Below are 12,426 nucleotides of genomic sequence, written 5' to 3'. Positions count from 1 at the left end.
TATATTGTAATTCGATAACAAAAAAACAGAATGCTGTAAATATAATACTCTTAGTTACTTTATGTATGGCACAAATACATTTTGCGCTTACGATAGGTCCTGATTTACCGAATATAATGATATTGCTTTACCTTTACCCTATGATGATACTGACGTACTTACAGGCATTTAATTACTTTTATCAACTAAAGAAAACGGTTTATTCATTGGAGTTTAAAAATAAACAATGCATTATTACCACTTACTGGGGTGAGAAAGTCATTCATACTAATGAATTAATTTTTTCTATTTCAAATTTAACGATGTTCCAGGCAAAAATTTGGGATATGTTAAAAGTGTTTCATTATGAAAGAGAAATAATAACTATTAGAGATGGAGAAAAATCATACTACATCTGTAATAAAAATGATTCTGATAAAAAAATACACACCTTTTTGAAAGAAAATAATTATTTAATTTGAGTTGGTTATGAAAAGTATAGGAATTAAAGGTAGAGCTGTTGCATAAGTGATAAATAAAAGACAGGCACCGAATTGAGGTGCCTTTCTTTATGGGACACACCCTTTTGGGGCGGATGGGGACACCAGTGCATTTACGTAGGATAAAGACGGTAACCCAATTAAGGGGCTCTTGGACGATGGCGTTCCGTTTGAGGCGGAGTACGATGCAGAAAACCGCTTAATCGAGCTGAGTTTTACCCGGGGTGACACGAAATATCGTGAGACATTTGCTTACGGGCATGACCATATGCTCGCTCAGTATTAGCTATACAAAAATAAAGCGTTGGTAGAAGAAAAGCAGTTTGTTCGCCTTGGGTTAGTGGAGCTTCAGCAGCGTAACGCTGAGGGAGACGTGCTTCAAGAATATGCTTGGGATAAGTCTGCACCGGGTGGTATCGGTGGCCTACTGGTGGCGAAGACAAGCAGTGACATCTATACCTATGTGTACAACCATCTAGGCCATGTTCAAAAAGTCTTAAACGCTTCTGGCCAGGTAGTTGAGAGCTATCAATACACCCCATATGGTCAAGTAGAAGGCGGCGATTTCAGCCAACAACCCTTTGGTTACTCAACGAAACGCAGTGACTTTGCGAGTGGGTTAGTTTATTTTGGCTATCGGTTCTATTCGCCGTATCAGCGCCGTTGGCTTAACCGTGATCCATTGCAAGAGCAAGGTGGGATAAACCTCTATGCTTATGTAAATGGTGACCCGTTGGGGTACGTGGACCCGGATGGTAGAAACGCAATTTTTGCATTTGCTATCGGAGCGGGTGTAGATTACGTGGTGCAAGGCGCTAAATATTACCGCAATACAGGTGAATGGATTAGTTGGGACTGTGTGGATAAAACAGATCTACTTTGGAGTGGTTTGTTCAGTGTCGTTGGCCCAAGTGGAATTTCAAGCTTAAAAAAAATATTTAAAGGCTTGGTTCATGGGACTGCGGCGGGAAAAAATGTAGCGAAATCACACTTGAAATTACAAGCTACGTGGCAAGGTAGTAAGTATATTCATAAGAGTGCATCTAATATTGGAGGTAGTCCTTGTGGATGTAATTAAGTTAGTTGCTTTTGGTATTGTCGGTTTTTTACTACTATCAGCCTACCATTTAATAATTGGGCCAGCTAACTTCGATAATATACTGATTTTTGGATTGGTTGGAATGTTCATTGGTTTTGGGGTTGGTTTTGAGATTATTGGTTTTAAATCTATTAATGCAAAATACTTTATGGCTGTGATAGGAATGTTATTTACATCTATTTTAATGTATGTATTAGATTTCAGTTTATTTTTTGGGATTATTGGTGGGGTAGTTGGTTTATATTATAAAACTATCATTGATATATATTTAAAGTCTTAGAGCCAATCTGATTTGGAGTGACATCTATTGAGAATACACAGTAATGACTGCAGATCTTATTTACAAGACTTAAGACGCTGAATCAAGCGTAAACCATTGCAATAGCAAGGTGGAATAAAGCTCTACACTTATGCGAATGGTGACACGTCAGGATTGACCGATCTAACTGGTTTGTGCCCGTGGTGCGTTTCTGGGGGCACAACTTGACCTTGCTTTTTCAACTCTAGGGGGGATAGTTGTATGTAAAGTTAAAGTTAAAGTTAAAGTTAACCACTTAAACTTTACATTTTTAACACTACAATTAAGGCTTTGTAATGAAAAAATCATTAGAAATCATCAAAGTTAATATTGTCATTGCTTTAATGTATTTCTTCTATCTGATTTTATTAGATCTAGCTTTTGTTTTAATTCTTGAAGAACAACAAATTTTATTAAACGATTTTTTTTGTTGATAGTTACTATGCCTTTTATAAGTGGATTAATTACCTTAATAAGCTTGAAAAATTGGCGTTCATTAGGTGTGATCTCGAGCGTAGTATTTATAGTAATGTCATCTTTAGCTTACTTAGAGATGATGTGGGTTGTAATACATTTTCATTCAATGATCGGGGGGAATATTTAGTGATTAATAATAGAATTTTTTCTAAATATTCTATGAGCTATTTGTTGTATTTAATCAAAAATTGATAAGCTGACGATATTCATTCAATTATACAGTGCCACTCGGATGCTGTTTAACGAAATACACAACCGCCCTGTAGGCTTACAGGGCGGTTGTGTAATTAATATAAGCTTCACGGGAAACGTTTTTTATTAAGGCCATCCCCATGGATATGCATGATGTTATTGGTAATATTTCTGCTTCATTTTCAGAGCCACGTTCACCAAAGCAATCAATACAGGCACCTCGATCAGTGGGCCAATTACCCCGGCGAATGCTTGGTCTGAGTTTAAACCAAACACCGCGATAGAAACCGCAATCGCCAATTCGAAGTTATTACCAGTCGCGGTGAAAGCAATTGAGGCGTTTTTGTCATAGTCGATGCCCATTTTCTTGCCGATGAAGAAGCTCACAAAGAACATCAACAAGAAATAGATAGCCAGTGGAATCGCAACACGCAGAACGTCTATTGGCAACTCAAGTATCATTTCCCCTTTCAAGCTAAACATCAGTACGATGGTTGCAAGCAGGGCGATAAGCGTGATTGGCGAAATGCGAGGAATAAATACTTCGTTGTACCATTGCTCACCTTTCGCTGCGACAAGCCATTTACGACTCAAAAAGCCCGCAAGGAATGGAATACCAAGGTAAATAAGCACACTTTCGGCGATGTCCATCATCGAGATGTCAACCACGAAGCCTTCGTAACCAAAGATTGGTGGTAAGACAGTGATGAACAACCATGCCATTACACTGTAAGTTACGATTTGGAAAGCGCTGTTTAGTGCGACCAAAGCTGCACCGTATTCTTTGTTTCCGCCACCAATGTCGTTCCATACAAGTACCATTGCAATACAGCGAGCAAGTCCGATCAAAATAATACCAACCATATAACCCGGATGATCGCCGAGGAAAGTTAATGCAAGGATGAACATCAAAATCGGGCCAACAATCCAGTTCATCACCAATGACAGTGTGATTGCTTTTCTGTCCTTAGTGACTGTACCGAGTAAGTTGTAGTTCACTTTTGCTAATGGTGGGTACATCATCAAAATCAAACCGATCGCGAGCGGTACGTTCGTGCTGCCGACGGACATTGACTCGTTCCACTCAGCAACTTGAGGAAATGCTGCACCAATGGCAACGCCGATTGCCATAGCGACAAAAATCCAAACCGTTAGGTAACGGTCCAAAAAGCTCATTTTGCCGCTGGCACTATTTATAACTTGAGTTGTCATAGTTATCTCTCGTTCGTTTATCGTCGAAAAGCGATACTTAAGTGTAAGTTTATCTCTACTCGCTTTATTAGCATGCAAAGGCCATTAATCAAATAACTTAGAAAATCCTAGATTGAACTTATCAAACGCGCCACGTTGAATGCGGTAACACACCTTAGGTGGGTTTGGCTCAGCACTAATAAAGCCTGCTTGCTTTAGAATACGCAAGTGTTCAGAAACCGTAGACTGAGCAAGGCCAAGTTCCGAGACCAAATCACTATTCAAACAACCACCCATTGTGTCGAGAGTGTGTAGGATATGTAAAATGCGTAAACGCGCTGGATGTGACAAAGCTTTTGCTTGTGCTGCCAGAATTTGCTCTTTCTCGAGTTGTTGTTGCGTCGTCGTGAAAGAAACGTCACAAGTGCTTTTGCATTTATCACTCATTTTCTGGCCTTAATGGATTATCGTCGAATTACGATGAATTGTACGCCTGCTCTGTTGGAGATGCAACAATTGGAGAAAACAGAGGGAATGGAATTAAGAAAAATGAGAAAAAGCAGAACTTAAAGACACAACTAAGTGGGGGTGTGGTATCCGGAGCTAAGTTCTGCTTGGGGTTGTTTTAAGTTATTGCCAATTCAACAACTCTTTCATATTTTTTAGTGCAATCACTTCCAATTTGTTTTTCGAACGAGCGATACGCTGTTGGAAATAAGCTGCCATTTTAGGCAAGGCTTTTGCAGACTTCTTTTGTGTTCGCATGATATTTCCTCCTTCGTGCTGGTAGTGTTAGTATGCATACATCTTTACAGTATGATTGTGCATAGAAAAGAGGAGCGGAAAAAGAGAGTGTATTTCTTTTGTTTGTTCCATATAACTGCTAAAAATCACTCAATCCCTCGCATTTTTCGGCCCTTTGAAGAGAAAAGGGGAACAAAGTAAATGGAAGTTTTCTTATTTTTGGGTGGATAAATTGAGTAAAATAAACTACGGCTACTTCTCGAGGACGCGCTGTGTCTGATCTAAATTTATTCCGTTATTACCAGCGACTCACTCCGCTGACTGTCGGTTGTGAGGTTAAAACCACGCTGCAGGAAGTGGCAGATTTACTGTTCACCTCTCCTCGTCACGCGCGTAGTTTACTTTCGCAAATGCAGGAGGTCATGTGGTTAAGTTGGCAGCCAAAGTCAGGCCGTAACCAGCGCTCGACACTGATCTTAAATATTGAATTAAGCACGCTAAAAGAGAGCCTTGCACTGGAGCGCATTAAGCTTGGCAAATATGAAAAAGCGTTGGCGATTCTTGATGAAAATGAGGCGGCTTTCGGACGCTTGCTCAAAACGACCTCGGGCGCATCTGTTCAAGAAGGGCGGCTTAATATCCAGCTTACGTATAAACGTATGTTCGAGCGTATTGTTCCTCACCAATTACACCGGAGTAGTGAACGTTTCTTTTTGCGTCAAATTTATTGCTGTTTAGTGTCGAGTGATTACAACGGTATTGTACAGCCAGAACTGGCCCACCACTGGCGCTACGATGAGAAACACTATGAATGGACCTTTTATCTTCGTCCTGGTTTAACTTTTCACAATGGTGTGCCGATTGATGCTGATACGGTGATGAGCCTGTTTGCGAAACTGAGCTCATTGGAGTATTACCAAAAAGAGCTCGCTCATGTTACCGACATTACAGCGCCGAACCCTCTCAAAGTTGTGTTTACTCTCAGTCAGCCTGATTTGGGTTTTGCAGGGCTTATCTCGGGTGTGAAATACGGCATTCAGCCTGTTAGCCAAGTAAATGCTGCGAATAACAATTTGGTGATTGGTAGTGGGGCGTTTTCCGTGGTTGAGCACAATTCCAGTCGACTTAAACTTCAAGCATTTGATAACTATTACGGTTGCCGAGTTTTAGCGGATATGGTGACGATTTGGATTGTCGATGATGGAAAAATGGAAAACCCTTCTCTCAGTGGTAGTGCGCCTATCAAGGTTAGTGAGACCTTGTGTGGTCATTATGTGTCTACTCAAGATAACAAATCGCCTCTCGATGCCCAACACAGTAGAACGGAAGACGGTTGTTTGTTCGCTTTGTTCAATCATCATTCCAAATATCCTCTGTCTCTAGCACAGCGCCGTTATATTGCAGACTTGATTCAACCAGAGCGACTTGCAGATGTGATGTTCAAGGAAAAAATCGTGTTTGGAAATGTGCCAGCATACAATATGTTACCAACCTGGAAGCCCGTGTTAAGACCGTTTGGTGAAGAGGTGAAATTGCCCAAAAAGATCACCATCGCTGGTTACAATTATACGGCGTTACGTCGATGTGCGCGTGCTATCTCTCATCGACTAGAGGGGAGTGGCTGCAGCGTCAGTATTGTTATGTATCCCTACCGAGACCTAAGTGAAAAGGCCAAAAATGGCACCTTAGATGAGACGTTGGTCGTGACGAATATCAACTTGGACGACAACCGTCATGCGTCGGCTTACAGCAATCTATTCAGTAATTCCGTGTTGCACTACGCCTTGGGTGAGGATAATGCGAAATGGCTAGATAACCAACTAGAGTACGTGCGTGCTCATACTTCGCTGGACGGTTATCTCAAAGCATTAGAGCCTGTTGCTTCAACGCTTATTAGCGAATATTGGATCGCCCCTATGTTTCATCACACTCAGACACTGCGCTTTCAAGGCGTACTAGAAGACGTCACCCTCACCAACTGGGGTTGGCCGGACATCCGTTCGGTATGGTCTGCCGATTAATCAATTCGTTTTTGGCTGAGTCTCGGCCCCCTCAGTAATTCGCTGCTACTGAGTGCGTATTTAGCTACAAGGGTGATTCCACTACCTTAAACTTATGTTCCGTTCTGAGCGGCGTAAACCACGTGTTGTTGTACTTGAAATAGCTTTGTCCATTCACTACCACTGTTTCTTTAGTGTGAGGTAATGAGTCTACGATTTCGCCGAGTTTGTATCGATTAGGTTCTGGTTTAGGCGCAGGTGGTGCTGGATTCATTCGCGCTGTGTTTGTGCTTATCGATGGCGAAACAATTGATTTTGTGGATGCAGCATCACTGTTCTTCACACTTTCATCACGAAGAATGGTGTAATTTCCGCTTGGTGGATAGCGAACATACACATAGCGTGCGCCTTCGCGACGATAATAAGCGTCTTGAACGATGGCATAGGTGATGCCAGCGAAGACAGCAAAGGTCGCTATGTTCGCTAAATCACGGTGATAATAAGAATACCGACCACGATAAGGCGGATACCAATATCCAGGTCTCACGTAGATAAACGGCGAGTGGTAGCGATGGTCTCTGATGGAATATGGTGGCCGATGATAGAAAAACGATCGGTGGTAGTAGGGGGGGCGGTAATAAGGTCGATGGTGATGATGAGAGTGTTTGATGGATTGATGATGTCGCTGAAGCGGTCGTAAATCGTGTTTGTCACCCGGTTGAGTAGCCGTTTTGTTAGCGTTGCTAACTTGTGGCTGCGCTGGTGATAATGACGTCCAACACAGACAAAGCATGATGGTCGCCATGATTCCAAGGCTTCTCATAATACTTCCCCCATAGTGCTGAGCACGAACCGTTAACCTATCAATAAGTCCACCATAACTTTGTTTGAACTTAGAGTCTAGGGGGCATATTTATGATTTTTTGCGGTCTTTACTTTCGGTGGCTTTCTGATGTAGCACTAAGAAGATTAGCTTGGTCAACATAGACTGCGCTTCGGGTGACAATAAGCGTGCTGCTGACACGACATCACTTGCGGAAATATTTCCAACGCCTCTTGCATCCAATGCGATATCCAAATCACTTAGGTTGAGCGTTCTCAGAATGGAGCGGTACTGGGAGAGTTTTAAATCTGACTCGCCTCTCTCAATCCTTTGATAGGTCTTTTCGCTCATGCCTGCGATTTTTGCCATTTGCCCGCGTGACATACCTCTCTCTTTACGTCGGGCAATTAGTACTTCAATCAGTGGGTCTATGTGCATAGTCACTCCCCGTAGGACAGTTTTGTCCTAAAGATTGCAATAACCGGACCAGTTTAACCACCACGTATTTACCCACGTTGATATAGCGATGAGAATGTCATTCCACAAAAAAAATACGGAATTTCAGTCAGTTTCAGAGAATGGAAAAATATAAGAATTATAAATCAATCACTGGTGATGTGAGTGTTCGCAAAACGCAACGCGTTTTAGAACAATTGCTTGCCGAAATTAGCGAGCGTAGCCGCGAAATACGTTTTGATGTTACCTGGTTAACCCATGAATCACAGAAACGATTGATGAAGTACAAAGAGCTGTACTTGCATAAAGGTTATATTGACCAATCGGAATTGGACCAAATCTACCATAACTTAAGTCCGATGGAATCTTTGGTGGCAGATATGGGGATCGGGGCGCTGACTTTCATCATCGATGCTCTAGATCAAGAGTTGTGCTGACTTATCAACCCGCTCTGCACAATAAATTTAGCTTACAGCTGTCCATTTATTTCTTTGAAAAACAAATAGATCACCGAAAAATCAATGGGATAAAATACGGGTGAGCTTAATCTAATAAAGCGAATAGCGAGAAGAAAAGCATTAAAAAATTCAATAGAGAAAGGGTGTAAATGCTGGGGAACCAAACCCAGCATTTGGAGCACTTATCTACATTAAATCTTCGAACCGTAAATAAGCACTGAGAGGTATGTGAACCGAACTTCGTCAGAACAGAACGAATAATAACGATATTGCGGTATCTAGGCTATCTTCCGAGTTTCTAACCTTTTTCGATAGAGTGTAAATTTATACGTACACCTAAAAATCAAAAGTCATCTCCCATTTTCTCCTCTTTTAAGCAACAAAAGATCAAATAGACATCCATTTTGTCATATATTTCTTACATTGATTGAGAGTTGTTAATATTTATAGTTGTGTGATTAAGCTTTTACTTTTCAATCCTCCTATTTATGCCTTACAATCCTCGCGAACCAAATCCATTCAATTAAGAATGGGATTGACGAAAAAAGATGCGCTGATTTTGCTTCGAACCCAAAGTAAGACGTCCCGTCAATCGAACTTTGCTAGGAAATGTCTTCCTACCCCATAGTGTACTCAAGCAGGAAAGACCCATCTTGAGTTTGGGATTCTTGTGCTCTGATTTGGGGTACTTGTATCCAGATCTGGGTTATTTGCAACCAAATATAGTGTCAACACACCGAAATATAGTGTCAAAACACCGGATTCATTGGTTGCAGGGTAGGGCATTTCTGTCGATCGTGCTTTAAACCAAAGCACGATAAGTCATAACAAAACGGATTAAATATAGAGGTATTAACCGTGAACCTAAAACTTGTCGGCAGCTCCTTGATTGTTGCAGGTACTGCTCTTGGTGCTGGTATGCTTGCCATACCAATGGTGCTTGCGCAATTTGGTCTCCTTTGGGGCACTCTTCTTATGCTGTTCATCTGGGCGGGCACAACTTACGCTGCACTTCTTCTATTAGAAGCGAGTTGTAAAGTAGGTGGTGGCGTCAGCATGAACGCGATTGCTCGTGAAACTCTTGGTAAAGGCGGTCAGCTTATTACTAATGGTTTGTTGTACGCGCTGCTTGTATGTCTTCTGATGGCCTACATCATAGGTGCAGGCGACTTGGTACAAAAAGTAACCACATCAATGGGCCTACCTGTTTCTACTATTTTTAGCCAAGTCGGCTTTACCATTTTGGTTGGTTTTATTGTGTCGGCGGGGACAGGTATTGTGGACAAGTTAAACCGTGGCCTGTTCATTGGTATGATTGTCGCGCTTGTTATCACGTTATTCTCTCTTGCTCCAAATGTATCGTTTGAAGGGCTGAGCGAAGTGGTTAACTCAGACAAGGTAGCACTGATCCAACAAAGCTCAGTTCTGTTCACAAGCTTTGGTTTTATGGTCGTGATCCCTTCGCTAGTCACTTATAACAAAGAAGCAAGCAAGGAACAGCTACGAAACATGATCATCGTCGGTTCAACGATCCCTCTAGTTTGCTACTTATTGTGGTTGTTCGCTGTAGTAGGAAATTTGCCACCGCATGAGCTGGTCCAGTTCTCAAGCGTGTCTGAGTTGATCTCTGTCCTTGGTCAACAGTACTACGGTCTTGAGTTTATTCTTTCGATGTTCACTGGTTTGGCACTTCTGACGTCTTTCTTGGGCGTGGCAATGGCGCTTTATGATCAAAATGCTGACCTTTTAAAGGCAAGTAAACCTGTTGTATTTGTCGCTACATTTATTCTGCCGTTAATTGGTGCGGTGTTTGCCCCAGAGCATTTCCTCGCAATTCTTAGTTACGCAGGCATTATTCTTGTGTTCTTGGCGGTGTTTGTTCCATTATCGATGACAATGAAAGTTCGCCGTGTTCCTGTAGGGGACGATGTTTACGAAGCGGGTGGTGGTACGATTGGCATGAGCATGATCTTCCTATTTGGTTGTTTCTTGCTGTTTGCTCAAGCGGTGTAAATCGACTCGACGAACGTAAAATGATTGATTTGTAGAAAACCGCTTGTCCTCAACTGGACAAGCGGTTTTTTTGTCGATAAGGCTATCTAGAACAGAGGTTAGACCGTGAAACGGTTGAGAATATCATCTTGTTTGCGAACGTTTTCATTCTGAACTTGCATTGCGTCATTGGTGCGGTTCGCAGAATCAGCAACCTGAGTCGACAGATCTTTTATATTGACCGTGTTGTTGTTGATTTCTTCTGCCACTAAACTTTGTTCTTCTGCTGCTGACGCGATTTGTAGGTTCATATCAGAGATACGTTGAATCGCATCGCGAATACGTTGTAGTGCACCGTTGGCGTGTTCTGCTTTCTCTACTGCTTCTACAGCGCTGCCTTTGCTTTGATGCATTGCATTGGCGACTGAAGAAGCGCCAGATTGAAGCTGTTCAATCATGCTGCGAATTTCAGTTGTCGATTCTTGGGTGCGTTGTGCCAGCGTTCTCACTTCATCCGCAACTACCGCGAAGCCACGACCAGATTCACCCGCTCGTGCCGCTTCGATTGCTGCATTCAATGCTAGTAAATTGGTTTGGTCTGCGATGTCGTTGATCACTTTTAGAATTGTCTCGATATTTGCTGTTGCTGATTCAAGACCTTGTACTTCTTCTACTGCTTGATCGATGCAGTCTGACAGTAGGTTAATGGTTGCGGTGGATTCGTTGACGACAGAAGAGCCTTGCATTGTTGCTTCATCTGCTTCTTTGGCTGCACTCGCTGCGCCTTGTGCGTTATTCGCCACTTCAGTTGCAGTCACAGACATCTCATGCATTGCTGTGGCTAATTGCTCAAGTTCCTGTAACTGAGTTTGAATCGCAGTAGCAGAATCACGTGCACCTTCAGCGGTAATTTGCGTGCCACTCAAAATCTGATCGGAAATGCTCTTCGATTCGATGATTTGATGCTGCAAGTTCGCCATAAATGTATTGAAGCCTTTCGCTAGTTCAGCGAACTCTTGATCTGTATTGGTATCTAGGCGTTGAGTTAGATCTCCTTGCCCTGACGCCACTGCCTGGATTGCGCGATTTAGTTCATTCAGAGGGCGCATTAAAGCACGGATAAGGATGGTCAAAGCCAAAATAGATGCGATCACTGCAATTAAAGCGTAGACGATTGCACTATTACGTAACGTCGTTACTGCGGAATAAGCGATACTTTCATCCACCAATGCACCTACATACCAGTCTTGTCCGGTAATATGCGATAGGGTTGCCATGTATTTTTCGCCATTAATCTCAATGTGCTGAGCTCCTGATTTGAGCTTTACTTGCGGTAAGTAGCTTGAGAGTTTCTCACCGTTGTATTTCTCTTGTGGGTGCGCGATTGTCGTGCCATCCGCAGTAACGAGGAACAGGTAACCAGCATCAAACAAATTGACTTGGTTGACCAAGTCAGAAAGAGCGGTTAATTGCATATCGTAGAACATGGCTGCGATGAACTGGCCTGCTTTTCGCACTGGTGTACCAATAGAAATGATCACTTTTTTAGAGGATATATCAACGTACGGTTCAGTTAGTACGAGCTTGCCTTGCGCTTTTGCCGAGACAAACCATGGGCGAACGCGAGGATCGTAATCTGGACCAGCTTCCCAGTTATCATCGTTTTCAATCACGAATCCGTTATTGTCGTACGCATAGCCAATCGCCAAGAAGCTAGATTTTGGCATTGGTGTCTCAATCACTTCTTTTATGTATCTGTGGTCGCTTGGGTTAATTTCAAGAATCTCGGTCATTGATTGAGCGAGTTCCTTCTTGGCATTTATTTCAGATTTTACCGTATTGCCAACACTGGATAGGATCTCACTGACACTGGTGTCGATGTTTGTTTCGATCTCTGAACGGATAGTCATAACTTGTTTCGTCGACAGCAATGCCACAGTCACAAGCAATAAAATAGAAGAAGCGGTGACCACTTTATGCCTGAATTTCATATATTTCCCTCTTGATTTTCAGCTGGTTTGCTTTGCTTGCGCCTCTTATTTCTCGGGCACACTTGGCAGAAGTAAACAGAATATTGTGTTTGTAATCTTGGTTATCGACAGATGAAACAGAAACCTAAAGGCGAAAAGCGACTTTTTGTCATCGAGGCGAGAGCAAAACTTACGCTACTTTATGAAGTTGTGAGGTTGATCTACTTTTTAAGTTATTATTATTAAT

At 42.3% G+C, this 12,426-nt stretch carries 13 protein-coding genes; 7 read left to right on the top strand and 6 right to left on the bottom strand.

What is annotated here, in order from left to right; translation table 11 throughout:
• Window positions 1-65: 65 nt before the first annotated feature.
• The 4 genes from AND4_RS05390 to AND4_RS20225 all read left to right on the top strand — a co-directional run bounded on the left by AND4_RS05390 (window position 66) and on the right by AND4_RS20225 (window position 2,310).
• The gene (locus AND4_RS05390; protein ID WP_144017038.1) at window positions 66-461 is read left to right on the top strand and encodes a hypothetical protein; all 396 of its coding nucleotides are present in this window, start codon (window positions 66-68) and stop codon (window positions 459-461) included.
• Between the two features lie 322 nt (window positions 462-783).
• Window positions 784-1,557 carry an RHS repeat-associated core domain-containing protein gene (locus AND4_RS05385; protein ID WP_009841903.1) on the top strand — a complete coding sequence of 258 codons (774 nt, stop codon included), beginning with the start codon at window positions 784-786 and terminating at the stop codon, window positions 1,555-1,557.
• Window positions 1,544-1,858 carry a hypothetical protein gene (locus AND4_RS05380; protein WP_009841902.1) on the top strand — a complete coding sequence of 105 codons (315 nt, stop codon included), beginning with the start codon at window positions 1,544-1,546 and terminating at the stop codon, window positions 1,856-1,858. Before AND4_RS05385 ends, AND4_RS05380 begins: the two co-directional genes overlap by 14 nt.
• A 314-nt stretch (window positions 1,859-2,172) precedes the next feature.
• Window positions 2,173-2,310, top strand: a complete 138-nt coding sequence (locus AND4_RS20225) for a hypothetical protein (protein WP_009841901.1) — start codon at window positions 2,173-2,175, stop codon at window positions 2,308-2,310.
• Between the two features lie 391 nt (window positions 2,311-2,701).
• Here AND4_RS20225 and arsB read toward each other — a convergent pair whose 3' ends face one another.
• From arsB to AND4_RS20505, 3 genes are all read right to left on the bottom strand, one after another.
• Complete coding sequence (gene arsB, locus AND4_RS05375) at window positions 2,702-3,757, bottom strand: ACR3 family arsenite efflux transporter (protein WP_009841900.1); 1,056 nt, start codon at window positions 3,755-3,757, stop codon at window positions 2,702-2,704.
• Window positions 3,758-3,841: 84 nt separating this feature from the next.
• The gene (locus tag AND4_RS05370) at window positions 3,842-4,183 is read right to left on the bottom strand and encodes a winged helix-turn-helix domain-containing protein (protein ID WP_009841899.1); all 342 of its coding nucleotides are present in this window, start codon (window positions 4,181-4,183) and stop codon (window positions 3,842-3,844) included.
• Window positions 4,184-4,366: 183 nt separating this feature from the next.
• Window positions 4,367-4,501: a hypothetical protein gene (locus AND4_RS20505; RefSeq protein ID WP_009841898.1), complete on the bottom strand. Its 135-nt coding sequence runs from the start codon at window positions 4,499-4,501 to the stop codon at window positions 4,367-4,369.
• A 251-nt stretch (window positions 4,502-4,752) separates the two neighbouring features.
• Here AND4_RS20505 and AND4_RS05365 point away from each other — a divergent pair, with 251 nt between their 5' ends.
• Window positions 4,753-6,501, top strand: a complete 1,749-nt coding sequence (locus AND4_RS05365; RefSeq protein ID WP_009841897.1) for an SgrR family transcriptional regulator — start codon at window positions 4,753-4,755, stop codon at window positions 6,499-6,501.
• Window positions 6,502-6,565: 64 nt separating this feature from the next.
• Here the strand turns inward: AND4_RS05365 and AND4_RS05360 are convergent, their stop codons facing one another.
• On the bottom strand, window positions 6,566-7,303 hold the full coding sequence (locus AND4_RS05360) for a hypothetical protein (protein WP_043991492.1): 738 nt from the start codon (window positions 7,301-7,303) through the stop codon (window positions 6,566-6,568).
• Between the two features lie 90 nt (window positions 7,304-7,393).
• Entirely contained in the window at window positions 7,394-7,741 is a 348-nt protein-coding gene (locus AND4_RS05355) for a helix-turn-helix transcriptional regulator (protein ID WP_009841894.1), read from the bottom strand.
• Between the two features lie 140 nt (window positions 7,742-7,881).
• Between AND4_RS05355 and AND4_RS05350 the strand changes: the two genes are divergently transcribed.
• Together AND4_RS05350 and AND4_RS05345 are read left to right on the top strand one after the other, a co-directional pair.
• Complete coding sequence (locus tag AND4_RS05350; protein WP_009841893.1) at window positions 7,882-8,196, top strand: hypothetical protein; 315 nt, start codon at window positions 7,882-7,884, stop codon at window positions 8,194-8,196.
• An 879-nt stretch (window positions 8,197-9,075) separates the two neighbouring features.
• The gene (locus AND4_RS05345) at window positions 9,076-10,230 is read left to right on the top strand and encodes an aromatic amino acid transport family protein (protein ID WP_009841892.1); all 1,155 of its coding nucleotides are present in this window, start codon (window positions 9,076-9,078) and stop codon (window positions 10,228-10,230) included.
• Window positions 10,231-10,328: 98 nt separating this feature from the next.
• Here the strand turns inward: AND4_RS05345 and AND4_RS05340 are convergent, their stop codons facing one another.
• Complete coding sequence (locus AND4_RS05340) at window positions 10,329-12,200, bottom strand: methyl-accepting chemotaxis protein (protein ID WP_009841891.1); 1,872 nt, start codon at window positions 12,198-12,200, stop codon at window positions 10,329-10,331.
• Window positions 12,201-12,426 lie beyond the last annotated feature (226 nt).

It is taken from the genome of Vibrio sp. AND4 (assembly GCF_000171815.1).
Classification (GTDB): domain Bacteria; phylum Pseudomonadota; class Gammaproteobacteria; order Enterobacterales; family Vibrionaceae; genus Vibrio.
The sequence above is the reverse complement of the archived record's forward strand: the minus strand, read 5'-3'. Positions and strand labels throughout refer to the sequence as shown.